The 23,466-nt window shown below is 55.7% G+C and carries 23 protein-coding genes; 11 read left to right on the forward strand and 12 right to left on the reverse strand.

Annotation, left to right across the window (positions count from 1 at the left end):
* Window positions 1–53 precede the first annotated feature (53 nt).
* The 5 genes from ACR0BU_RS06435 to ACR0BU_RS06455 form a co-directional block, all read right to left on the reverse strand.
* Window positions 54–1,094: a substrate-binding domain-containing protein gene (locus ACR0BU_RS06435; RefSeq protein WP_480735573.1), complete on the reverse strand. Its 1,041-nt coding sequence runs from the start codon at window positions 1,092–1,094 to the stop codon at window positions 54–56.
* A gap of 196 nt (window positions 1,095–1,290) precedes the next feature.
* The gene (locus ACR0BU_RS06440) at window positions 1,291–2,337 is read right to left on the reverse strand and encodes a sensor histidine kinase (protein WP_299889875.1); all 1,047 of its coding nucleotides are present in this window, start codon (window positions 2,335–2,337) and stop codon (window positions 1,291–1,293) included.
* A gap of 27 nt (window positions 2,338–2,364) precedes the next feature.
* Window positions 2,365–2,889: a gamma carbonic anhydrase family protein gene (locus ACR0BU_RS06445; protein ID WP_480735574.1), complete on the reverse strand. Its 525-nt coding sequence runs from the start codon at window positions 2,887–2,889 to the stop codon at window positions 2,365–2,367.
* A complete protein-coding gene (gene gmk / locus ACR0BU_RS06450; protein WP_480735816.1) occupies window positions 2,886–3,527 on the reverse strand; it encodes a guanylate kinase in 642 nt (213 codons plus the stop codon). The genes ACR0BU_RS06445 and gmk overlap by 4 nt, the downstream gene beginning before the upstream one ends.
* Before the next feature lie 17 nt (window positions 3,528–3,544).
* Window positions 3,545–4,435, reverse strand: a complete 891-nt coding sequence (locus tag ACR0BU_RS06455; protein ID WP_480735575.1) for a YicC/YloC family endoribonuclease — start codon at window positions 4,433–4,435, stop codon at window positions 3,545–3,547.
* Window positions 4,436–4,679: 244 nt separating this feature from the next.
* On the opposite strand from ACR0BU_RS06455, the gene ACR0BU_RS06460 reads away from it, so the two are divergent.
* On the forward strand, window positions 4,680–5,354 hold the full coding sequence (locus ACR0BU_RS06460) for a PAS domain-containing protein (RefSeq protein WP_480735576.1): 675 nt from the start codon (window positions 4,680–4,682) through the stop codon (window positions 5,352–5,354).
* 55 nt (window positions 5,355–5,409) lie between these two features.
* Here the strand turns inward: ACR0BU_RS06460 and ACR0BU_RS06465 are convergent, their stop codons facing one another.
* Complete coding sequence (locus tag ACR0BU_RS06465; protein ID WP_299075399.1) at window positions 5,410–6,780, reverse strand: class II 3-deoxy-7-phosphoheptulonate synthase; 1,371 nt, start codon at window positions 6,778–6,780, stop codon at window positions 5,410–5,412.
* Between the two features lie 168 nt (window positions 6,781–6,948).
* Here ACR0BU_RS06465 and ACR0BU_RS06470 point away from each other — a divergent pair, with 168 nt between their 5' ends.
* Entirely contained in the window at window positions 6,949–7,953 is a 1,005-nt protein-coding gene (locus ACR0BU_RS06470) for a GlxA family transcriptional regulator (RefSeq protein WP_480735578.1), read from the forward strand.
* 4 nt (window positions 7,954–7,957) lie between these two features.
* Here ACR0BU_RS06470 and ACR0BU_RS06475 read toward each other — a convergent pair whose 3' ends face one another.
* Window positions 7,958–9,052 carry a PQQ-dependent sugar dehydrogenase gene (locus ACR0BU_RS06475; RefSeq protein WP_480735580.1) on the reverse strand — a complete coding sequence of 365 codons (1,095 nt, stop codon included), beginning with the start codon at window positions 9,050–9,052 and terminating at the stop codon, window positions 7,958–7,960.
* A 163-nt stretch (window positions 9,053–9,215) separates the two neighbouring features.
* On the opposite strand from ACR0BU_RS06475, the gene ACR0BU_RS06480 reads away from it, so the two are divergent.
* From ACR0BU_RS06480 to ACR0BU_RS06515, 8 genes are all read left to right on the forward strand, one after another.
* The gene (locus tag ACR0BU_RS06480) at window positions 9,216–10,397 is read left to right on the forward strand and encodes an ABC transporter substrate-binding protein (RefSeq protein WP_298935456.1); all 1,182 of its coding nucleotides are present in this window, start codon (window positions 9,216–9,218) and stop codon (window positions 10,395–10,397) included.
* Window positions 10,398–10,502: 105 nt separating this feature from the next.
* Entirely contained in the window at window positions 10,503–11,291 is a 789-nt protein-coding gene (locus ACR0BU_RS06485) for an ABC transporter ATP-binding protein (protein ID WP_299075405.1), read from the forward strand.
* Window positions 11,288–12,118 carry an ABC transporter ATP-binding protein gene (locus tag ACR0BU_RS06490; RefSeq protein WP_298935453.1) on the forward strand — a complete coding sequence of 277 codons (831 nt, stop codon included), beginning with the start codon at window positions 11,288–11,290 and terminating at the stop codon, window positions 12,116–12,118. Before ACR0BU_RS06485 ends, ACR0BU_RS06490 begins: the two co-directional genes overlap by 4 nt.
* 6 nt (window positions 12,119–12,124) lie before the next feature.
* Entirely contained in the window at window positions 12,125–12,535 is a 411-nt protein-coding gene (locus tag ACR0BU_RS06495; RefSeq protein WP_480735582.1) for a hypothetical protein, read from the forward strand.
* 390 nt (window positions 12,536–12,925) lie between these two features.
* Window positions 12,926–13,255: a hypothetical protein gene (locus ACR0BU_RS06500; protein ID WP_480735583.1), complete on the forward strand. Its 330-nt coding sequence runs from the start codon at window positions 12,926–12,928 to the stop codon at window positions 13,253–13,255.
* 182 nt (window positions 13,256–13,437) lie between these two features.
* Window positions 13,438–14,448: a branched-chain amino acid ABC transporter permease gene (locus ACR0BU_RS06505; protein WP_298935448.1), complete on the forward strand. Its 1,011-nt coding sequence runs from the start codon at window positions 13,438–13,440 to the stop codon at window positions 14,446–14,448.
* Window positions 14,445–15,758 carry a branched-chain amino acid ABC transporter permease gene (locus tag ACR0BU_RS06510; RefSeq protein WP_298935447.1) on the forward strand — a complete coding sequence of 438 codons (1,314 nt, stop codon included), beginning with the start codon at window positions 14,445–14,447 and terminating at the stop codon, window positions 15,756–15,758. Before ACR0BU_RS06505 ends, ACR0BU_RS06510 begins: the two co-directional genes overlap by 4 nt.
* A gap of 190 nt (window positions 15,759–15,948) precedes the next feature.
* Entirely contained in the window at window positions 15,949–16,200 is a 252-nt protein-coding gene (locus tag ACR0BU_RS06515) for a hypothetical protein (protein WP_298935446.1), read from the forward strand.
* Between the two features lie 35 nt (window positions 16,201–16,235).
* Here the strand turns inward: ACR0BU_RS06515 and ACR0BU_RS06520 are convergent, their stop codons facing one another.
* Window positions 16,236–17,783, reverse strand: a complete 1,548-nt coding sequence (locus ACR0BU_RS06520; protein ID WP_298935445.1) for a helicase HerA-like domain-containing protein — start codon at window positions 17,781–17,783, stop codon at window positions 16,236–16,238.
* Between the two features lie 452 nt (window positions 17,784–18,235).
* Between ACR0BU_RS06520 and ACR0BU_RS06525 the strand changes: the two genes are divergently transcribed.
* Window positions 18,236–18,832 carry an invasion associated locus B family protein gene (locus tag ACR0BU_RS06525; protein ID WP_299889858.1) on the forward strand — a complete coding sequence of 199 codons (597 nt, stop codon included), beginning with the start codon at window positions 18,236–18,238 and terminating at the stop codon, window positions 18,830–18,832.
* A 60-nt stretch (window positions 18,833–18,892) separates the two neighbouring features.
* Here the strand turns inward: ACR0BU_RS06525 and ACR0BU_RS06530 are convergent, their stop codons facing one another.
* The 4 genes from ACR0BU_RS06530 to ACR0BU_RS06545 are packed head-to-tail and all read right to left on the reverse strand — an operon-like array spanning window position 18,893 to window position 23,135.
* Complete coding sequence (locus tag ACR0BU_RS06530; RefSeq protein ID WP_480735585.1) at window positions 18,893–20,101, reverse strand: beta-ketoacyl-[acyl-carrier-protein] synthase family protein; 1,209 nt, start codon at window positions 20,099–20,101, stop codon at window positions 18,893–18,895.
* Window positions 20,102–20,110: 9 nt separating this feature from the next.
* On the reverse strand, window positions 20,111–20,368 hold the full coding sequence (locus ACR0BU_RS06535) for an acyl carrier protein (protein WP_298935442.1): 258 nt from the start codon (window positions 20,366–20,368) through the stop codon (window positions 20,111–20,113).
* Between the two features lie 32 nt (window positions 20,369–20,400).
* The gene (gene lpxD / locus ACR0BU_RS06540) at window positions 20,401–21,492 is read right to left on the reverse strand and encodes a UDP-3-O-(3-hydroxymyristoyl)glucosamine N-acyltransferase (protein WP_480735586.1); all 1,092 of its coding nucleotides are present in this window, start codon (window positions 21,490–21,492) and stop codon (window positions 20,401–20,403) included.
* A 35-nt stretch (window positions 21,493–21,527) separates the two neighbouring features.
* Window positions 21,528–23,135 (reverse strand): L,D-transpeptidase family protein, encoded by a 1,608-nt coding sequence (locus ACR0BU_RS06545; RefSeq protein WP_480735588.1) that lies wholly within the window; start codon window positions 23,133–23,135, stop codon window positions 21,528–21,530.
* Between the last annotated feature and the right edge of the window lie 331 nt (window positions 23,136–23,466).

The following is a 23,466-nucleotide window of genomic DNA, read 5'->3' on the forward strand; positions in this document are numbered from 1 at the left end:
AAGCGTGGGGCGCCGTTCAGATCGCCCCACACCATGTCAGACCAATGTCCGGCTTAGCTGCCGGAACCCATGGTTGCTTCGTTGGCAATCGCGTCTTGCGTCGACGCCAGTTCAGGGTCTGCCACCAGGCCATAATTGGCCAGCGGGCCGGAACCGCCAGCGATTTCGTCAGCGACGAAGAACTGAGCGTATTCTTTCAAGCCGGGGATCACGCCGATATGTGCTTTCTTGACGTAAAAGAACAGCGGGCGCGAAACCGGATATTCACCCGACGCGATGGTTTCGGTCGACGGTGCGACGTCGCCCATGGTCGCGACTTTCAGCTTGTCGGTGTTGTTCTCGTAGAACGCCAGACCAAACACGCCAATGCCGTTCGGGTTGGTGTCGATACGCGCCAGAGTTTCAGTGTAGTCGCCGTCGATATCAACCGACTTGCCATCGGTCCGAACGTCAAGGCATGCGTCCTCGGCATCGTCTTCGCTCATGCCGCCAGCGATCATGGCTTCCATTGCGCCTGTGGTTTCACAACCGGCCAGCAGAACCTTGTCTTCGAACACTTCGCGGGTACCGTGCTTGGTGCCGGGGATGAACATTGCGATTTCAACGTCAGGTAGGTCGCCATTGAACTCGGCCCAGTTGTTGAAGCCGTTATCAACCAACGCACCATCTTTCATCACTTTGGAACCGATGGCGTTGTAGATATCGGCCGGCTGGAACGCGGTGAATGCAGGACCCGACTGCTGGCTGGCGAACACGATGCCATCATAGCCGATGCGCACTTCCATGATGTCGGTAACACCGTTGTCGGCACAGGCTTTGATTTCTTTTTCGCGGATGGCGCGTGATGCGTTTGCAACGTCGATGGTGTTTTCACCAACACCTTCACAGAAACGCTTCAGGCCGGCAGAAGAACCACCCGATTCGACAACAGGCGTTGGGAAGTCGGTGTTTTCTCCAAACAACTCGGCAACGATCGATGCGTACGGCAGCACGGTCGACGACCCTGCAACCTGAACGTTGTCACGGGCAGCAGCAGTTGTTGCGGACACAGCAGCGATGGCAAGAGCCGAAGCCGACAGTTTTGCAAAGGACATTTCAGTCTCCTTGAGAAAGTACATTTGCGATCACCCCCATGATGATCCTGAGCGCACCCCTATGGATCGTGCGTAAGCCTTTTGTGACAAGTGTGTAACGGTTTCATGACAAGCGGCGAGTTTCACCGGTATGATGACAAAAATCATTTTGGGTTGAGGGAAGGCTGACGGCATTGGTTCAGATATTTGAAGAAGCCTAGCGCGGCAAAATCACCGTAAAAACAGACCCTTTTCCCAGATCACTTTCCACGCGCAAACGTCCTCGATGGCGATTCACGATGTGTTTTACAATCGCCAGCCCCAAACCGGTTCCGCCCAGTTGCCGCGACCGATGACTGTCGGCGCGATAGAATCGCTCGGTTAGGCGGGGCAAGTGGACGGCATCGATTCCCGGGCCTTTGTCGATGATCTGCACGCGCACTGCGGGTCCTCGCATCGCCGTGTCCCTTTCGGAGGCAGAGACCAGAACCTCAACACTTTCGCCGCTTCCGCCGTACTTGATGGCGTTTTCAATCAGGTTGGTGAAGACCTGCCGCAACTGATCGCTATCCCCGGGCACCGAGATCGGACCAGCCACAGCATTCAACGACAAGGATACACCGGCATCTTCCGCCAGGGGCCGCAGTGAATTCAATGTCGATTGCAACAAGCCTGTCAGTTCCAACTCTTCCTTGGGACGCACACGCTCTTCGCTTTCTACCCGGTTCAGGGACAGCAAGTCACCGACCAGGCGGTTCATCCGGTTGGCTTCTTCGTCCATAATCTGCAGGAACCGTTCCCGCGCGGCATCATCATCGCGGGCTGGCCCCCGCAGAGTTTCGATAAACCCCATCAGCGCGGTAAGTGGTGTGCGCAATTCGTGGCTGACATTTGCCACAAAGTCGCGGCGCATCTGACTGGCCTGATCCAGATGTGTGACATCCTGAAAGATCGCCAGAACTGCCCCACCAGATACGGTACCAACGCCGTTCATGTAGCGGCATTGAACCTCAAATGTCGTGTCCTGTGCCCCGTCATTCGACAAATGCCGTGTTTTGGTGGGACCTTTGGTGCGCAGGCATTGCTCCATCGCCTCGATCACCTGTGGTTGCCGGAGAATGGTGGCGAAGTGCCGACCCTGAATATTCTGGCTGAGCAGTGTCTTCGCATCCGTATTGGCCGCAATAATGCGTTCGGTCTGATCGACCATCAATGCGGGCATAGGAATGGCTGACACTAATTCTTCAAGTAAGTCTGTGGACATGATTTGGAACTCTGATTGTCAAAGTACCTAAGAGACTTGTGTCAACGTTTCACGAAACAAGCGCATGTTTTCCTGATAGTGTAGCGCGCTAAACGTAATTTTCCTCGCAGCAGCGTCGTCCAGTTGTCGAACAACCTTACCGGGCGAACCCATAACAAGGGAGTTATCGGGGATCTCTTTGTTTTCAGTGATCAGCGCCCCTGCCCCAATCAAGCAGTTCTTTCCGATCTTCGCGCCGTTCAGAACGATGGCACCCATTCCGATGAGGGTGTTGTCACCAATCGTACAGCCATGCAGCATAACCTTGTGCCCGATGGTGCAGTTCTGACCGATGATCAAAGGATATCCGGCGTCGATATGCATGACGCAGTTTTCCTGAACGTTGCTGCCAGCACCTACACGGATCTCTTCATGATCGGCCCGGATCGTGCATCCAAACCAGATCGAGGCACCCTTCTCCAGGACAACTTTCCCGACCAGATTGGCATCCGGTGCCACCCAGGTGTCTTCGTGAATCTGCGGCGTGTGCTCGCCCAAGGCGTAGAGTGTCATGACAATCCCTCAAATTCGTTTTGCAGGGTTCTTACATGGTCTTGTAGGCTGGGCTGCTGGATCCGTCGCATCCGTTCAGCGCTGACAATTGTCTTCAGCTTGTCTTCGGTTGCATCCAGATCGTCATTCACCAGAACGTAGTCGTAATACCCCCAGTGGCTGATCTCGTCCCAGCTTTTGAGCATGCGTTTGACGATTACGTCTTCGCTGTCCTGACCACGTGTTTCCAGCCGGCGTCGCAGTTCGGGAATCGATGGGGGCAGAATGAAGATCGACAGCGCGTGCTTTCCCATATCCGAGTTCCTGATCTGAACCTCGCCCTGCCAATCCACATCGAACAACACATCCCGTCCTGCATTGATCGATTCCCGCACCGGTCCTGAAGGCGAGCCGTAGAAGTTGCCGAACACGTGGGCATGTTCCAGCATCTGACCTTCGGACACCTGCTGTCTGAAGGCATCCTCGCTGAGGAAGTAATACTCGCGCCCATGCTCTTCTCCGGGGCGCGGGTCGCGGGTCGTCGCGGACACCGAAAACTCCAGGTCGCTGTCCCATGCCATCAGCCGTCGCGCCAAAGTGGACTTTCCCGCCCCTGAAGGCGAGGAGAGAATAATTAGTAGACCCCGGCGGTGCGCCATTTCAGTCATTCCCATTTCTATTCAATGTTTTGCACCTGTTCACGCATCTGGTCGATCACGGCTTTCAGCTCAAGCCCTACGGACGTCAAATCAGCGCTTTGCGCTTTTGAACACAGTGTATTTGCCTCTCGGTTGAACTCTTGCATCAGGAAATCCAGCTTGCGCCCAACGGCCCCGTCTTGACCCAACAGGTCACGCGCAGCTGCCACATGGGCAATCAAACGATCAATTTCTTCAGTTATGTCCGCTTTGACCGCGATCAAAGCCAGTTCTTGCGCCACGCGATCAGGGTCTGCACCCTGTGTGTTATCCATTACGCGCGCCAGATTTTCACGCAACGCATCCGCCATCTTATCTTTGCGCTGAGCCGCCAGCTCTGCGGCTTGTTCGGTTAAAGAGGAAACCTGATCCAACTGAGATGTCAGCACACCAGCAAGTGCTTCGCCTTCAGTTTGACGCATGTCTATGAATGCACTCAGAAGTTCAGGGAACTTGGACGTCAGATGCGCAACCAAGGGGCCTGGATCATCGGCGTCTGTACCGGCCTCCATCATCCCTTTCATCGCCAGCAGATCCGTTGCACTGGATAACGCCAGGGACACCGCACGCGCCTCGGCCATCTGTTGTGTTTTCACCAAAGCATCCATCGCGTTGGCCATCGCGGCTTCGTTCAACGCTAGTTCGGCATCTGCCTCATCGCGGCTGAGACGCATGGATAGCGTCACGTTTCCGCGGCTCAGAGACTTAGACAGGGTACCGCGCAACGCAACCTCTAGCCCGGTCAGCCATTCCGGGACCCGAATGCGTAAATCCAGTCCCTTTCCGTTCACGCTGCGCAGTTCCCACGTCCAGCTATGCGGGCCAAATGCCCCCTTGCCCGAGGCAAACCCGGTCATGGATCTGATCATGACTGCCCTTTCTGTCACTGCGCTGCTTCTGCCGCCTGCCGCACCTAATGCCATTGACCGGTCCAGAGCAAGACTTTGCTGACGCCGCAATTGATCCGCAGAAGTTAACCATTCATTAAAGAATTACTCCAAAATTGTCTTAACCCGAGTCAAACTGACCAGAGCAGAGGCTTTTGGGCCGCCGACATATGCGATGTCTCGCATTTTATGAAAATGGCGGCGGTTTGATGTTAGGGTGATGGAAATGAAAACCTTTTTCGGGATTGGTTCCGGGCCAGGATTTGGAAAGATCGTCGCAATGGATCGCTTTGACAGTGGGCGCAGCCTCTCGCCGATCCGCCAGGCCGAGGCGTACTGGACCGCATTACTGACAGGCGACGGCGTTCCGAAGCGGTCGCAGGTTGATCCGCGCGGGTTAGAGAATGTTCTGGAATACACGTTCATTCTGGAACGCATCGCGCCGGGCCTTGCGCGGTTTCGCCTGGCTGGCAGCCATCTGAACAAACTCGCGGGAATGGAGGTTCGGGGAATGCCGCTGACATCCTTTTTTGAACCTGATGCGCGAGCGGATTTGAAAGACGTGCTTGAACAAGTCCTCTCCGCACCCTCGACGGCAGAGCTAAGTGTCGTGTCGGCTGGCACGCTGGGTCGCGCGCGGTTGCAGGCGCGCATGATACTTCTTCCCCTACAAAGTGACCTGGGAGATGTGAGCCGGGTTCTTGGCATCATGGTGAGCGAGGGTACAATTGGCTCAACACCGCGCCGTTTTGCCATATCCGACAGACGCATCAAACTGGTGTCAGACATGCACGTGCCCGCGAAACCCGAACTGGAAAATGCTGCCGGCTTTGCGGAAGATCAGTCAGAACTCAAGCGACCCCGAAACCACCTCCGACTGGTCGTTTCCAGAGACGACTGACCAACAAAAAACGGCGGATCAATAACCCGCCGCTTCCCGATAACTCGTAGATGTCTTAGCTTGCTTGGCGCTTTGAACGATCGCGACGCAAATTGGTCAGTTCTTCAGCCACAAGGAAGGCCAGCTCCAACGCCTGAGACGCATTCAGGCGTGGATCGCATGCGGTATGATAGCGGTCGGACAGATCCTCTTCGGTCACTGCACGCACGCCACCGGTGCATTCCGTGACATCCAGACCAGTCATCTCGAAATGCACGCCGCCGGGAATGGTGCCTTCGGCCTGATGAACACCAAAGAAATCGCGCACTTCGCGCAATACAGAATCGAAGGGCCGGGTTTTGTAGCCTGTGGCCGACTTGATGGTGTTGCCATGCATCGGATCACAAACCCAGGTGACATTGGCGCCTTCCTCTTTCACGGCCTTGACCAGACGCGGCAGATGCTCACCTGCTTTGCCAGCGCCAAAACGCGCGATCAGGGTCAGGCGACCCTCTTCGTTTTCCGGGTTCAGCTTGGACATCAAAACCTTGAGGTCTTCGGCCGAAGTGGTCGGGCCGCATTTCAGGCCGATGGGGTTTTGAACCCCGCGGCAGAACTCGACATGTGCCCCATCGGGCTGACGGGTGCGATCACCGATCCAGATCATGTGTCCGGACCCGGCCAACCAGTTGCCCGAGGTGGAGTCCAAACGTGTCAACGCCTCTTCATACTCCAGCAACAGCCCCTCATGGCTTGTGTAGAATTCGACCGTCGAGAACTCATGCGTTGTATCTGCGGTAATCCCCGCCGCACCCATGAAGTCGATGGTGTCCTGAATTCGGTCGGCAATTTCAGAATACTTCTGAACGTCCTGTTCATCGGTAAAGCCCAGCGTCCACGAATGCACCATGCTCATATCCGCAAAACCACCGGTCGAAAACGCGCGCAACAGGTTCAGTGTCGCGGCGGCCTGCGTGTAGGCCTGCAGCATTTTCTGAGGATTCGGAATCCGGGATTCGGGCGTGAAGGCCAGTTCGTTGATGATATCGCCACGGTAGCTGGGCAGTTCTACGCCGTCGATAACCTCGGTCGGCGCGCTGCGGGGTTTGGCGAATTGGCCGGCCATGCGACCCACTTTCACCACGGGAACCTTGGCGCCATAGGTCAAAACCATGGCCATCTGCAGCATCACCTTGAACGTATCGCGGATCGCATCCGCGCTGAATTGTTCAAAGCTTTCAGCGCAATCCCCACCCTGCAGCAAAAAGGCCTCACCGCGACCGGCGGCACCAAGATGTTGCTTGAGACGCCGTGCCTCACCGGCAAAGACCAGCGGGGGATACTGTGAAAGCTGAGCCTCGACTTTGGCCAGCGCGGCCGCGTCGGTATACTCTGGCATCTGAACCCGGGGCTTGTTGCGCCAGCTCGTTTTTTGCCACTCAGTCATAGCTTAGTTCTCCGCTGATATATTTCAGGTGGTCTCTATACAAAAAGCAGGGAAGAGTGGCCATATCCGATTTGCACCTCTTGACGTGGTAAAGAAGCTTTGAGCATGGTGTCTGGCAACTCAGATGCGACGTAGGTGCAGCCGTCGCCAATTCAAGGACAAATCGCCATGCAAGAGCAACGCCAAGTTGTCACTGTGGACGCCCGCACGGATAAACCGGTTAGCTTCGTTTTTGTCCTTTTGGACAAGTTCTCGTTGCTGTCTTTTGCATCTGCTCTGGATAGCCTGCGCATCGCCAACCGTATGGCTGATCGCACCATATACACATGGACTCTGGCAGGAGAAGGTGGAGAAACCGTATCCTGTTCAGCCGGAACCACGTTTAAGCTGGATTCAGACCTGGGTGAGCTACAGCGCGACCAGGTTATTATGGTCTGCGGTGGCGTAGACGTTCAGGCCGCTACCACCAAGCGCGTATTGAACTGGTTGCGCCGTGAAGCGCGCAAGGGGCTAAAGATTGGTGGGCTGTGCACTGCGGCTTATACATTGGCGAAAGCCGGGTTGCTGGATGGCAAACGCGCGACGATCCATTGGGAAAATTCGGACAGTTTTGCCGAGGAGTTCGACAGCGTTGAGCTGACCAAATCGGTGTTTCTGATCGATGGAAACCGCATGACCACAGCCGGTGGGACTTCATCGATCGACCTGATGCTCAAACTGATCGCGGATGATTTTGGCGAAGATCTTGCAAACGCAGTCGCGGATCAGATGATTTATTCCTCGATCCGTACGGACCAGGACACGCAGCGCCTGTCGACACCAACGCGCATTGGGGTGCGTCACCCCAAACTCAGCCAGGTTATCCTGATGATGGAAAAGAACATCGAAGAGCCGATCTCGCCTTCGATTCTGGCCAAGGATGTCGGCATGTCCACCCGGCAGCTTGAGCGGCTGTTCCGCCGGTATCTCAGCCGTTCACCCAAGCGCTACTACATGGAACTGCGACTGCATAAGGCGCGCAACCTGCTGATGCAGACAGATATGAGCGTAATCAACGTGGCACTTGCCTGCGGCTTTGCCTCGCCCAGCCATTTCTCGAAATGCTACCGGGCGCATTACAACACCACGCCCTACCGCGAACGCGGAACGCAAAGCGGGCGTTTGTCGGTCTGAGGTCTTAGCCGGGCGTCATGCGATACACGGCGCCCTGCCCGACCGAAATAAACCAGATTGATCCATCCGGAGCTTCGACAATGTCACGAACGCGTTCGGTTTCCGGCCCTTTGATCTGCTCAACCTCGCGCAGCGGCGATCCTGCTAGGTGCGCGATATAGTCGAACTTGAGCGAGCCGACAAAGATGTCACCCCTCCACTGGGGCCACAGCTTGCCGGAATAGACCAGCAAACCCGATGGCGCGATAGACGGGTCCCAGTAATGTTCGGGCTGTTCCAACCCGGCTTGCGATGTTCCCTCGCCGATCTTCTCCCCGGAATAATGGGTACCGTAAGAGATCACCGGCCACCCGTAGTTTGATCCTTTGCGGATAGTGTTAACCTCATCCCCGCCCCTCGCACCGTGTTCGGACACCCACAGTTGCCCATCTAAGTCCAACCCGGCGCCTTGCGGGTTTCTGTGACCAAAGGACCAGATTTCAGGACGGATATCAGGCTGCCCAATAAATGGATTGTCGGCAGGCGCTGAACCGTCACGCGTAATCCGAATGACAGAACCCATGTGGTTTGATCTGTCCTGCGCAGAGGGCCTGTCGCCCCGATCACCAAGAGTTATGAACAATGTGCCATCTCTGGCCTCGACCACGCGCGAGCCAAAGTGCCGCCCACCCGCTCCGCCGGGCATAGCCTCGAATATGACGCGCAGATTTGTCAGGCGTTGCCCATTCTCAGACAACCGCGCCACGGCCACCGCCGTTCCGGCCCCATCTGCTTGCGGTTTAGAGAAGGACAGAAACACCTCTCGGCTTTGGCTGAAATCCTCTGCGACGGTGACATCTAGCAAACCGCCCTGCCCCGATGCAGCAACCTTGGGCACGCCAGACACAGGCTGCGTTTTGCCATTGCTGACGTAAAGCAGGTCGCCGTCGCGTTCCGTAACCAGGAAACTACCGTCCGGCAAAATGCCCACGGCCCACGGCGTGTCCAGACCTTTCAACATTTGCGTGACACGGACTGGGCCTGACGCAGTTTGCAATGTGTCCGCATGGGCCGTACCGGTCGCCCAAGTCAAAATGAGAATCGCAACAAGCCGGATCATCTTCGCCCTCCACCAAGTATTGAAACACCACCGAAACCCGGCAGCGCCAACAAAACAAATAGAATTAATGTATGCAAAAGCACTTTTTCGTTAGGACTTTTCTTTTTTGAGCAGCTTGCCTAGGGTCGTGCGCAGAAAGAAGATAAAATCAGGGAGTAACCATATGAAAAAGCTGCTTACTGCAACTGCAGCAACCGCATTGTTGGCGGGCGCCGCAATGGCCGAAGATGTCAAACTGGGTATTCTGATCGGGTTTACCGGCCCGATCGAATCGCTGGCCCCCGCGATGGGTTCAGGAGCCGAGATGGCGATCGCCGAAGTTACAGAATCGGGCAAACTGCTTGATGGGGCCACGGTCGTTGGTATGCGTGCTGACACGGGTTGTATCGACAATGGTCTGTCCACATCGAACGGCGAACGCATGATTGCCGACGGTGTTGCTGGCATCATCGGCGGAGACTGCTCGGGTGTGACAGGTGCGATTCTGCAGAATGTCGCCATTCCGAACGGTATGGTGATGATCTCACCATCTGCTACCTCGCCCGGTCTGTCGACCATGGAAGACAATGGCCTGTTCTTCCGCACCGCGCCTTCGGACGCGCGTGAAGGTCAGGTGATGGCGGACATCCTGCAAGATCGCGGCATCAACTCTATCGCGCTGACCTACACCAACAACGACTATGGCAAAGGTCTGGCCGACGCGATCCAGTCTTCGTTCGAAGCTGCCGGTGGCGAAGTGACCATCGTGGCTGCGCATGAAGACGGCAAGGCGGATTATTCGGCCGAAGTTGGCGCGCTGGCCTCGGCCGGAGGCGACATTCTTGTCGTCGCGGGTTATCTGGATCAAGGTGGTCTGGGGATTATCCAGTCCTCGCTGGACAGCGGCGCGTTCGACACGTTCGGTCTGCCCGGCGGGATGATCGGTGACTCGCTGCCTGCCAATGTGGGCGCAGACCTGAACGGCTCGTTTGGTCAGATCGCGGGTTCGGGTGGCGAAGGTGCTGAAAAGTACTTTGCCCTGTCCGAAGCTGCAGGCTTTGACGGATCGTCTCCGTATTCGCCTGAATCTTACGACGCAGCGGCGCTGTTCATGCTGGCCATGCAGGCCGCAGGTTCGACAACCCCTGCAGATTATGCCGCGAAAGTCATGGATGTGGCCAACGCACCGGGTGAAAAAATCTATCCGGGTGAATTGGCCAAGGGTCTGGAGCTTTTGGCGGCAGGCGAAGAGATCGACTATGTAGGCGCTTCGGGTGTTGAACTGATCGGCCCCGGTGAAAGCGCGGGCTCCTACCGCGAGATCGAAGTGACCGACGGTGAAAACAAGACCGTCAGCTTCCGTTGATCTGAAGTAAACAGCCCAAAAACAAAGCAGCCCGGGCCTTGTGCCTGGGCTGTTTCAATGACAAAAGGCCGCACCTGTTTTTCGGGGATGAGGCAAGGGGAAAACATGATCGTCGTTGAAGACGTGCACAAGCATTTCGGCGGATTTCACGCGGTGGATGGGGCATCGCTGGAAATCGAACAAGGGTCGATCACCGGCCTGATCGGGCCAAACGGGGCCGGAAAAACCACTCTGTTCAACGTCATCGCCGGGGTTTTGCCGCCCACCAGTGGCAGGGTGTTCATGGATGGCGAAGATATCACTGGCCTGCCCCCACACGATCTGTTTCATAAAGGCCTGCTGCGAACCTTCCAGATCGCGCACGAATTCTCATCAATGTCCTGCCGCGAAAACCTGATGATGGTGCCCGGCGCGCAATCCGGTGAATCGCTGTGGAACACCTGGTTCGGACGCAAACGGATCGCGGATGAAGAGCGTGCACTGAAAGCCAAAGCAGACGAGGTTCTGGAATTTCTGACCATCGAACATCTGGCCGATCATAAGGCCGGTCAGGTCTCGGGCGGGCAGAAAAAGCTGCTGGAACTTGGCCGCACCATGATGGTCGACGCCAAAATCGTGTTTCTGGACGAGGTCGGCGCCGGTGTGAACCGCACCCTGTTGATGACCATCGCTGACACGATCCTGCGCCTGAACAAAGAACGCGGATACACCTTTGTCGTTATCGAACACGACATGGATTTCATCGGTAAGATCTGCGACCCGGTCATTTGCATGGCCGAGGGCAAGGTGCTGGCTCAGGGCACGCTCGACGAGATCAAAGCAAATGAGCATGTCATTGAGGCCTATCTTGGCACTGGCCTGAAGAACAAAGACAAGCTGGAGGCTGGCGCATGAGCGACAACCCATACCAGGACGATCACGGCAACAAGGACGCTTCGATCACGAATACCGCCGGAATTGGGACAATGACGCCGGCCCACACGAAAAGCGGCCCGGTTTCCAAGGTCGAAGGCGGCCCCTTCCTGATCGGTGACACCATGACAGGCGGGTACGGCAGAGGGCCGGACATCCTGCATGACTGCACCATCGCCGTTGATAAAGGTGAAATCGCAGTCATCGTCGGTCCCAACGGCGCGGGTAAGTCCACTGCAATGAAGGCCGTATTCGGGATGCTGGACGTTCGCGCCGGCTCGGTGCGGTTGGATGGCGAGGATATCACCAACCTCACGCCACAAGATCGTGTGATCCGGGGTATGGGGTTTGTGCCTCAGACGCAGAATATCTTTACCTCGATGACGGTCGAGGAAAACCTCGAGATGGGTGCATTCATCCGTCGTGACGACATTTCCGAGACGATGGAGCAGGTGTTTGAGCTGTTCCCGATCCTGCGCGACAAACGCAACCAGGCGGCCGGAGAGCTGTCGGGCGGCCAACGCCAACAGGTCGCCGTCGGCCGGGCACTGATGACCCAACCCAAAGTCCTGATGCTGGACGAACCGACGGCCGGTGTCTCACCAATCGTAATGGACGAACTGTTTGACCGGATCATCGAGGTTTCACGCACCGGGCTGCCGATCCTGATGGTTGAACAGAACGCCCGGCAGGCGCTGGAGATCGCGGACAAGGGGTATGTGCTGGTTCAGGGGCGGAATGCGTATAGCGGAACGGGCAAGGAATTGCTGGCGGACCCGGAGGTTCGGAAGAGTTTCTTGGGGGGGTGAGTACAAATGTCTGGTCAGGTGACGATAGTGACACTATTGGCTGTATGCATATACATGCAGGCGTCAATTGAGGCGTCGGCGCAAAACTATAAGTGTGCGATGGCCAAGTTCTGTTGGACGGAAGCTTTTCAGATCCAGAAAGGCTGTCAACAAGATGACCGGGTTTTTGAAGTCTCGATCAAGGGGCGAAAAATGCACCTGGTCGGAGATCGTTTGAATGTCACCTTAAAGGAGAGTCGTCCATACTTGTCAGACATGGATTGGTATCAATCAGGCATGACTGAAAGTCGTGGCTTACTGAATGTTCAATTCAACAATGAATCCGCAATTTCTGAGTTTACGCTCCAAAGAATGGTTAATGACTCAGTTAACCGGACCCTTTGGACGCTTAAAGGACAGTGCAGGGTGAACAACTAATGGACTTCATAAGGGAGCTTGCAGAGCACTCCGACTTCACCATCGTTTCGACCATCAGCTAAGCAACGTGTTGGCGCTGGAGTGATGCTCACTTTGAACCTCCGACCACTTTGTTCACAATGTGACACACCAACCAAGTTGGCCCATTTGTACAACGTAATAATTTCAACTTATTGAATTGTATTTAAACATAAAATTCAAAGACAAAACACTTCACATGATAAAGCTGGTCAGCAAAAGAATGACACTGATCTGCTAAATTGCAGTCACATTATCCCCCTATCGCCTGACTTCAAGAAGGTGCCGACGACTTGGGGTCTGTTTCGAAACTGATCTGACCTACTGGTTGATCTTCTGAACATAAAAACATGACAAAGATCAGGAAAAACAATGAAAAAATGGATGTGCATGGCTGCGACCTCCCTGCTCGCCACGGCTGCCGCCGCAGAAGAACGTCACTTCGTCTGCGTCTCAGACCGCGACGGTAGCGAAGTGCGTCTGAACCAAGCTGCGGAAGGTGACAAAGGTCGCATCGCGATGCAGAATATCGACGGCGATGCGACTATCTTGAAAGGTGTTGGCAACATGACCTTTCTTCATATCGAAGGCGGCAATGTGGTGACTTTCGTAATCCATACCGAGGATATGACCTACGACCTCTCGATCAAAGGTCCCCATGTTGGAACCGACCGCGGCACCTGCATCCAGGTCGACGCTTAGGCAGTAACTTTGTCTGGCGGACGCGACCGCCAGACAGTGTTTTCCCGCATGCGATGAAACGGCAACGTAACTGTTCAAAACCTTGTACTGCAGCGTCATAAAGGCAAAAAACAGGCCACAAAATGTTGTGTCTTCTCACAACGCTATGCCATAAAGCCGCACCCGGACAGTGAGAAGAATTGATGGACTTACTAAACGCGCTTGTTGCGCTTTCGAACTTTGTGATCGTGCCTGCGATTGCCTATGGCAGTCAATTGGCACTTGGGGCGCTTGGGGTCACCTTGATCTATGGCATCCTCCGGTTTTCCAACTTTGCCCATGGCGACACGATGGCCTTTGGTGCAATGATCGCCGTCTTGGTGACATGGGGTATGCAGGCCGCTGGCGTCAGTTTTGGTCCGTTACCGACCGCTCTTCTTGCCCTGCCCTTTGCGATCTTGGGATGTATCCTTCTGGTGCTGATCACTGACCGGTTCGTTTATCGCTTTTACCGAGAACAAAAAGCCAAACCGGTCATACTAGTGATCGTGTCGATGGGGGTGATGTTCATCATGAACGGCCTGGTCCGGTTCATCATCGGCCCGGATGACCAAAGGTTTTCGGACGGCGCGCGGTTCCTGATCAAAGCACGGGATTTCAAGGCGTGGACAGGGCTCAGCGAAGGCTTGGCGATCCGCACATCACAGGTCATTACGGTCGTGGTCGCCGTTGCTGCAGTTGCGGCCCTGTTCTGGTTCCTCAACAAGACCCGCACCGGAAAATCCATGCGCGCCTATTCCGATAACGAGGATCTGGCGCTGTTGTCGGGGATCAATCCAGAACGCGTGGTGATGATCACTTGGATCCTGGTGGCGGCCCTGGCGACAACTGCCGGTGTGCTCTATGGCCTCGACAAGAGCTTTAAGCCGTTTGTCTATTTCCAGTTGCTGCTGCCGATCTTCGCCTCGGCGATTGTCGGCGGTTTGGGCAGCCCGCTTGGTGCCATTGCCGGCGGCTTCATCATCGCCTTTTCTGAGGTCACGATCACCTATGCCTGGAAAAAGGTGCTGACTTATGTCGCTCCAGAAAATCTGGAACCGTCGGGATTGGTGCAGCTTCTGTCCACCGATTACAAATTCGCCGTCAGCTTTGTCATCCTGCTGATCGTGCTTCTGTTTAAGCCCACAGGCCTGTTCAAAGGGAAAGCGGTATGACCGAGACAGTCAAAAACACGCTGCTTTTCGCGGTCGTTGGGGGTTTGATCCTGCTGACTGGCTTCACGCAAAGCTGGAACTCTGCAATCCTGATCCTGAATATGGGCCTGATCTCGGCCATTATGTCGATTGGCGTGAATCTGCAGTGGGGTTTTGCCGGCTTGTTCAATGTCGGTGTCATGGGTTTCGTGGCGCTGGGTGGATTGGCGGTTGTTTTGGTGTCGACACCTCCCACTCCGGGGGCGTGGTCGCAGGGTGGCTACGGTGTTGTGTTGGCCCTTTTGCTAGGGGCAGTAACCGTTGTTGCCGCAGTGCTGGCCGCGCAGAAAATACCGAAGGGGCGCGCGCAAACTCTGGTCATCGTCGCCATTCTCATCATTGGTTTCTTTGTCTATCGTGCGGTCTTTGATCCCAACGCGGTCGCGATCGAGGCCATCAATCCCGCAGTTGCGGGTAACATCGGTGGCCTGAACCTGCCTGTACTGTTGGCTTGGCCCGCAGGTGGACTGCTGGCTGCAGGGGCTGCATGGCTGATTGGCAAGACGGCACTGGGTCTGCGTTCGGACTATCTGGCAATTGCCACGCTTGGCATTGCCGAGATTGTCATCGCAGTCATGAAGAATGAGGATTGGTTGGCGCGCGGTGTCAAGAACGTCTACGGCATTCCCCGCCCGGCCCCGGTGGTCGGATATGAGGTCGAACTGCAAAACGACCCCAGCTTTATTGCACGGGCTGACTGGTTTGGTCTGGACCCAGTCATTGCTTCCACACTGTCTGTGAAGCTGGGCTACTCGCTGCTGTTCATGATTGTGTTGCTTGTATTGCTTTGGATGGCACAAATGGCGCTCAAAAGCCCCTGGGGTCGAATGATGCGTGCCATTCGTGACAACGAGGTTGCAGCTGAGGCGATGGGCAAGGATGTCACCCGTCGCCATCTTCAGATCTTTGTTCTGGGCTCAGCGATCTGCGGCATTGCCGGGGCAATGATGACGACGTTGGACGGACAACTTACGCCGGGGACCTATAACCCGTTGCGCTTTACGTTTCTGGTCTGGGTGATGGTTATCGTCGGCGGATCAGGAAACAACTTCGGAGCAGTACTAGGTGCATTTTTGATCTGGTTCCTTTGGGTGCAGGTCGAGCCTATGGGGCTTTGGATCATGAACCTGATCACCTCGGGCATGCCGGATGGTAGCGTGCTTAAGGTGCATCTGATCGAAAGCGCGGCGCATATGCGACTGTTCACCATGGGCCTTGTGCTGTTGATTGTTCTCAGATTTAGCCCAAGAGGCCTGATCCCCGAGAAATAGAGCAAAAACCATGTAGATCAGCGAAACTGCGCCTGTAGGACGGCCCGGTTTCTTGATTCTTAACGATTTTCTGACTAAACGGGGACACCGCACCGGCCACTTGGTGCGTTGTGTTGTCGGCACTCACTCACACACGCTTAGCCGATCTGTAACGATCATTGAGACTCACTAAAAAGAGCAAAAGTATCCCATGAAGACACCACTCGCCAAAGCCACTGTGCTGCTGCCCGTCCTTGCGGCACTGACAGCATGCATTCCTTCACCGGAAGATCTGGAAACGACTCCGGTCAAGGTTCAGACCCCCAAAGGCGTGGTCACGTGCCAACTTTACCGTCCGGACCGCGTAACCTGGGATCGTGCCATTGATTTCCCGGCTGACAAAATGTCGGTGCCGGAAGCTGACGCTTACTGCAAACAGGAAGGTCAACGCCAGCTGAAGTGAGGATGCGGCGCTTTTGATCGCGCCGCCACCAACTTCTACCGGCTACGAAACAAACCTCCGAGGATGCCGCGAACAATGCGGCGACCGGTTGTTCCCTTCAGTTCCTTGATAACAGCCGAACTCATGGCTGATGCAAATGTGTCCTTCTTGCGCACTGCGCGCGAGGAGGATCGACCCACCCGAGCTCCGGAATACCTGCGGGCCGATGCGTATTCACGCTCCATAGGGCTCTGCTGTTCCGTTACTTCATCTGCCTCGGCGCGCTCTGCAGCCTTAGCGGCCGCTTCCGCCCGGGCCTGAAGTATTTCGAATGCGGATTTCCGGTCAATCGCGGTGTCGTATTTGGCCGCCATTGGCGATGCACCCAAAATAGCCTGACGTTCTGCATCCGAAATCGGCCCCAGTTGCGACCCTGGTGGGCGAATCAAAGTGCGCTCGACGATACCCGGTACGCCCTTTTTCTGAAGCATCGATGTAACCGCCTCACCAACACCGACCTCACGGATTGCAACTTCGGTGTCGAAGGCTGGATTTTCGCGATAAGTCTCGGCGGCCATGCGCAGGTTCTTTCGGTCGCGGGCTGTGAACGCCCTTAACGCATGTTGGACACGGTTTCCCAACTGTCCCAGGATATCTTCCGGAATATCTGCTGGATTCTGCGTGATGAAATAGACACCAACGCCTTTGGATCGAATAAGACGCGCGACTTGCTCGACCTTGTCGACCAGCACCTTGGGGGCGTCATCAAATAACAAATGTGCTTCGTCAAAAAAGAACACCAGCTTGGGCTTATCAGGGTCACCGACCTCTGGCAGTTCTTCGAACAACTCACTCAGCAGCCACAACAAGAAGGTCGCGTAGAGGCGCGGTGACCCCATCAATTGATCTGACGCCAGAATGTTGACCACCCCGCGCCCATCGTCATCGGTCCGCATAAGGTCAGCCAGATCCAGAGCGGGTTCGCCGAACAGACGTGTGCCGCCCTGGTTTTCCAGCACAAGCAACCGTCGCTGTATCGCCCCGATCGATGCCGTGGACACATTGCCATAGCGCAGCGAAAGCTGCGCCCGGTTCTCGCCGATCCAAACCAGAAGGGCCTGCAGATCCTTGAGGTCCAACAGCGGCATTCCTTCCTCGTCGGCAACACGGAATGCGATGTTCAGAATACCTTCCTGTGCCTCGCTCAACTCCATCAATCGCGACAACAGCAATGGTCCCATTTCGGTAACAGTGGTACGCACCGGGTGCCCCTGCTCACCGAATAGGTCCCAAAACGTGACCGGAAAGGCTTCGTAAGAGAAATCGGAGAAGCCGATGCGCTCGGCCCGATCCAAAAACGCCTGATGTAGTTTGTGGGATTGGCTACCCGCCAGGGCCAACCCGGACAAATCGCCTTTGACGTCAGACAGAAACACCGGGACACCGGCGCTGGAGAACCCCTCGGCCAAGATTTGCAGTGTCACGGTCTTGCCGGTGCCTGTTGCGCCAGCAATCAGGCCGTGACGATTGGCGTACTTCAAGGACAGCCCCTGTGGCTGACTGTATTCCTGCCCTGCACCGCCTATAAACAATTCTTTTGTCATCTGTTCTTTTGCCTTCGCTTTCACCGATCCATGCCCAGCATACAAAGTTAACCTTTAACTGCGATAGTCTTGTCGTTCTCTTTGCGGTGCATGCTGCGGGGGACAAACTTCCTCCCTGTCGACTGGCCGTGCCTTCGGGCGCGGCTTTTTTCAAGTTTCCGGCATTAAAGTGAACTGATGAGTATGTTAAAAGTTCAGGTTAGCAGTTGACCGCTGAGTGCCCCTTCCTTAGGATTTGCGCATAACTAAGTCGGCCAGTCCGACGGGGAGAAAAATTCGGGAAAGGGAGCTGTGCAAATGGCTCCCTTTTTCTTGTCCTGTAAGGCAGTTGTTCTACCCTTTTGGCAAGAAATCGTTCAAATTCCGACCCACCGACAGCTTAGCGCCTGACACCAGGTGATTAGGGTGCTAGACGAAACAAAAAGATCAATCATCAAAACCCCGAGGCATTCATGATCAAGAACATCCTCTCGCTCAACACTGTGGCTGCGGCGCTGATGTGTGGCGCAGTCAGCGCGCAAGAAGCGACACCCACCGAAGAGACACCAAACGCTGAGACTGGCACCGAGCTGGATCTTGGAGAATCCGGTCCGCGCGTCGGCGAGCAATTCGTCAAAGAGAAATCAGGTGAATGGGACGTGTCCTGCATCAAAGCAGAGGACGGTGAAGACCCCTGTGCAATCGTGCAAGTCTTGAACGGTCCGCAAGGCGAGCCGATTGCCGAAGTCTCCATCGGTAAACTGCCCGAAGGCGGAGCTGCCGTGGCTTGGGCGAATGTAATTGTCCCGCTCGAAACACTGCTGCAGGCGCAGTTAGCACTGTCAATCGATGGTGCGCCACGCAAACTGTACAACTACCATCACTGCGTTCCCGTAGGGTGTGTTGCGCAATTGGGCCTCAGCCAGGGTGACCTCAGCGCGATGAAGGCTGGCAGCAAGGCGACATTCTCGCTGGTTCCGGCACGTTTCCCCGATCAGGTCCTGGAAATGGACATGTCTCTGTCTGGCTTTACCGCAGGGTTTGACGGTCTGGACGTTAACGTCAGATAAATCCGTTTGAAACAAGACCACCACTGCTAACGATCCTGGCGGTGGTGGCTCTCACAGGTTTCACACTTTCTTCAAAGCCAGTACCGCGTTCAGCCCACCGAAGGCAAACGCATTGCTTATCGCAACATCGACTTTGACCTCGCGGGATTCGTTTGGCACGACGTCCAGCGCACATTCAGGATCGGGTTCTTCGTAGCCAATGGTTGGCGCAATGATCCCGTCCCGCAGTGCCATGATGCACGCCAGCAACTCAACAGCGCCGGTGCCACCGATCAAATGGCCATGCATGGATTTAGTAGACGAGATCATGAGATCATCCGCATGCGGGCCAAAAACGTCGGCAACTGCGGCGCATTCTGTCTTATCGTTCGCTGCAGTGCCCGTCCCGTGGGCGTTGATGTAACTTACATCGCTCGCGTTTAACCCAGCATCAGCCAAGGCCCCGGCCATGGCCCGAGAAGCCCCTTGTTTACTGGGCATAACGATATCCGCCGCATCCGATGACATGGCAAACCCAACAACCTCACACAGGATTTCAGCACCGCGTGCGCGCGCATGCTCAAATTCTTCGAAGACAAAAATGCCGGCACCCTCACCCTGCACCATTCCGTTTCGATTGGCGCTAAAGGGGCGACAGGCATCCTTGGACATCACCCGCAGCCCTTCCCAGGCTTTGACCCCACCAAAACACAGCATGGATTCAGCGCCGCCGGTGATCATGGCCGGGGCCGCGCCGCTGCGCACCATCTGAAAGGCCAATGCCATGGCGTGGTTTGACGACGCGCAAGCTGTAGAAACCGTAAAGCTGGGCCCCTTTAGATTATGCTCCATCGACACATGGCTGGCGGCAGCGTTGTTCATCAGTTTGGGCACCACAAAAGGATGCACACGGTTTTTGCCATCTTCATAGACCGAGCGGTAATTGTCATCCCATGTCGAAACGCCGCCACCTGCTGTCCCCAGAACAACGCCCGACCTCGCGGCCATATCACCGTGGAATTCGATCCCGGATTGCTCAATCGCTTCTTTCGCGGCGGTCAGGGTGAATTGCGTGAACCGATCATACAGCGTCATTTGCTGACGGTTGAAACGACCTTCGGCCTCGAACCCACGCACCTGGCCACCGATCTTGATGGTCAGACGTTCGACATCGCGAAACTCAAGCTCGGAGATGCCACAAACCCCTTCGCGCATGGCCTCGAGTGTATCGGGGACCGAATGGCCCAGCGAGTTGATGGTGCCGGCGCCGGTAATAACAACACGTTTCATAACTTTGCGTCAGACCTTTTCCGACACGAGCTTTTCGATCCCAGCGATGATCGCAGCAACGTTCGAAATATCAAAATCGTTGGCTTGCGGTTCATTTGCGTTAAACGGGACAGAAATGTCGAATTCTTCTTCGATAGAGAAAATGCTTTCGACCAGCCCCATGCTGTCGATCCCAAGATCTTCAAGCGTGCTTTCAGGCGTTACATCCGAAGGCTCCAGCAAGGCCTGCTCTGCGATGATTGCGATGACGCGGTCGCTGATGCTCATGTCGATCCCCTGATTGCCGGTTTGAGGATGATTTAATCGCTCGGAGGCTGTTTGAAAACAGCCTTTTTCAACGCCTCAACGTCACGTGCCATCCGAGGCAGGCGGCGCTGTGCCTTGTAGATATCCGTATGGCTTTCCATCTTGATGCCAGGGTAGCCCATGATGACACGTCCTGCAGGAACATTGGACAGAATCTTGGTGCCTCCGCCAGATATCACGCCGTTGCCAATAAAGATGTTGTCGACTACCCCGGTTTGACCGCCCAGAACAACGTTATTGCCAATCTCGACGGACCCCGAAACACCTGTCTGACCACATAGAAGGCAATCTTGGCCGACGCGGGTGTTGTGTCCGACGTGAACGAGGTTATCCAGCTTGGTGCCGTTGCCAATACATGTGTTACGGATCGTCCCGTTGTCGATGGTGCAATTGGCCCCAACTTCGACATCATCGCCAATTTCCACGGCACCTAACGAATGAATGCGCAACCAGGTCTGTGCCTTCGCATCTCCTTGATCCCCCATCGTTTTCCGGACGTTCTCAACGCCCGAAACTTCGGGTGTCACAAAGCTGAAACCGTCCCCGCCGATCCTTGCACCGGGTTGTGCGATAAACCGGTCCCCGATCCGGGCCCGTGCCCCGATGCTGACCATTTCGCGCAGAACGGCACTTTCGCCAAGGATCACGTCCAGGCCAATGACGCAGTGCGCTCCGATAACCGCTCCTGCGCCAATTTGGGCGCGCGCGCCCACAACGGTCAGCGGACCGATGGACACGTTCGCGGCAATCTGAGCCGTCGGGTCAACCACTGCAGACGGGTGGATGCCAGGTTCAATCCCCTGCCCCCGGTCCAGCATCGCGGTGATCCCGGCCATCGCCATTCTAGGACGCGGTACAAATACTGCGGCGGACAGACCCAGTGCCTGCCAGTCGGCACCTTCCCATAACACGGCCGCGCGCGCATCACCGTTTGAAAGCGCTTCAGCATATTTTGGCGCCATAGCCATCGCCAGATCCGTCGGGCCCGCATCACCCGGCTCGGCTGCCCGAATGATCGTGAGGCCCGTGTCGCCCTGACACTCAGCCCCAAGGGCTTCGGCGATTTGCTGAACGGTAAACTGCATGCGGGCTTCCTTTTGGCAGGAGTTGCGCCCTGTGATTACCCCTGAACGTCCGGCAGGGCCACCCCTGCCTTCTGCAGAGCCTGCCAAATCTTGCTATCGCGTTTGTAGACGTCGCGGCGATACTGTACGTCGCCTTTCGGCCCGATATAGGCCGTGCGATAGATCAGATGCACCGGAACCGGGTTCTCCAGTTCGACCTTGGTCTCTTTTCCGGTGCCTAGAATGCGATGGAAAAACGCTTTGGGGTCTTCTTCCTGCTTGGCAAGCAGTGCGTAAGCAAACTCAAACGGTTGCGCCAGTCGGATACAGCCATGCGAAAAGGCCCGCACTTCGCGTGAAAACAAACTTTTCTGAGGTGTATCATGCAGATAGATGTTGTGCTTGTTGGGGAACATGAACTTCACCAAACCCAACGCATTCCGTTTGCTGGGCGGCTGACGCATCGCAAACGGGAAATTGCGCGCCGTGAATTGGGTAAAGTCCACAGCACCGCGATTGACCTGGCGGCCGCGTCGGTCGGTAATTTCAATATGGCCAACAGCGTTGGGATTGGACTGAAGCTTTGGCAGGTATTCCTTGGTGATGATCGAGCGCGGAACATACCAGCTCGGGTTGATCACCATATGCTCCATCTCGTCTGAGAATTCAGGGCTGCGACGGTCATGCGTGTTTTTGCCAATGACAGCACGAGTCTCAAACGTGACCTGCCCATCGTCGACGATCTTTGCCGAGAAATCGGCCTGATTGACCAGAATATGACGTGTGCCACGTTCACGTGGCAACCAACGTTCGCGTTCCAAGGCGACATACACTGCTTTCAACCGCTCGGAAGCAGGCTGGTTGAGCTCCGTGATCGTACCGTTTCCGGCAACGCCATCGGCGGCCAGTCCATGGGCCGTTTGGAACGCCTGAACCGCAGCAAGAACCGCGTCGTCATAGACCGGGCTGGCCGTTGGCTTCAGATAGCCCATAGCCACCAGCCGGTTGCGCAGCTTGATCACGCCGGATCCGGTATCCCCGTATTCCAGTTTGGTCACCGGGACTGTAGACCCCCAACCGCCCTGATCAACCAACGCTTCCAGGGCCATTTTTTGCTTCATCAAGGAGCGATACTGGAGCGTCTGTGGCGCAACCTGATCCAGATAGTCTGCCCCGTGCGTGTTAAGCTGTTGCAGGTGGTCTGTGGCACCGCGCCGTTCCACTTTACGCACCAGTCCAGCATCGATGCTGGCCGGGCGCAAAGCTCCCGAGTACAGATCATCTGCGTATTCGACAAAAACCCGGGTCAATTCCGCTTCGACCGCGCCCAGATCCCGAACCGAACGAGCCTGTTGCATCTGGTCGATCAACGCCTGAACGTCATATCCTGCGGCGGGCAACCCGTGCAGATGCATCTCTGACAAGGACTTGATCAAAGCAGCCCGGCGCTGGGCGTGTTCTTGCGTATTCCCCACCCAAACCGGCGCAAATCCGTTGCCTTTGTAAAACTCAGCGATCCCCGCCGCATTCGGGGTGTGTTCGGCAACGGCCATCTGAAATGCAGTATCGGGGGCGATGTCCGAAGCGGTGTTACCCATCGCGGCCGTTGCCGCGAAACAGGCGGTTAGCAAAACACTGGTACTGGTTCTAAAAACAGAGAGCATGAGATGACCTTGGTTATTCAATAGCTTGAGCAATAGTCGCTGCGTCGGACAAATATGGTTTTCGGACCCGCCTGTTGTCTATTCACAAATTCCTTACCTCAGAGCTTCCGCTCGCGCGTGATGCGCGTTTGCATCGGCTGCGTGCTGCGCGACACCCAATTAAGAAATTTTTGTGGCGCACTGTGTCATTTGCGCAAAAAACTGCCGAAAATTCCCCCTTGAAAAGATGCCTCTGAAAGACTTCTTGGCGGCCGAATCTGATTGTGCCATAAATTCCGCATCTGGGATGGGAATAAATTAACACCGCGCACGTAACATCGTGTGCAGGCAG

The organism is Ruegeria sp. CK2 (assembly GCF_056536585.1).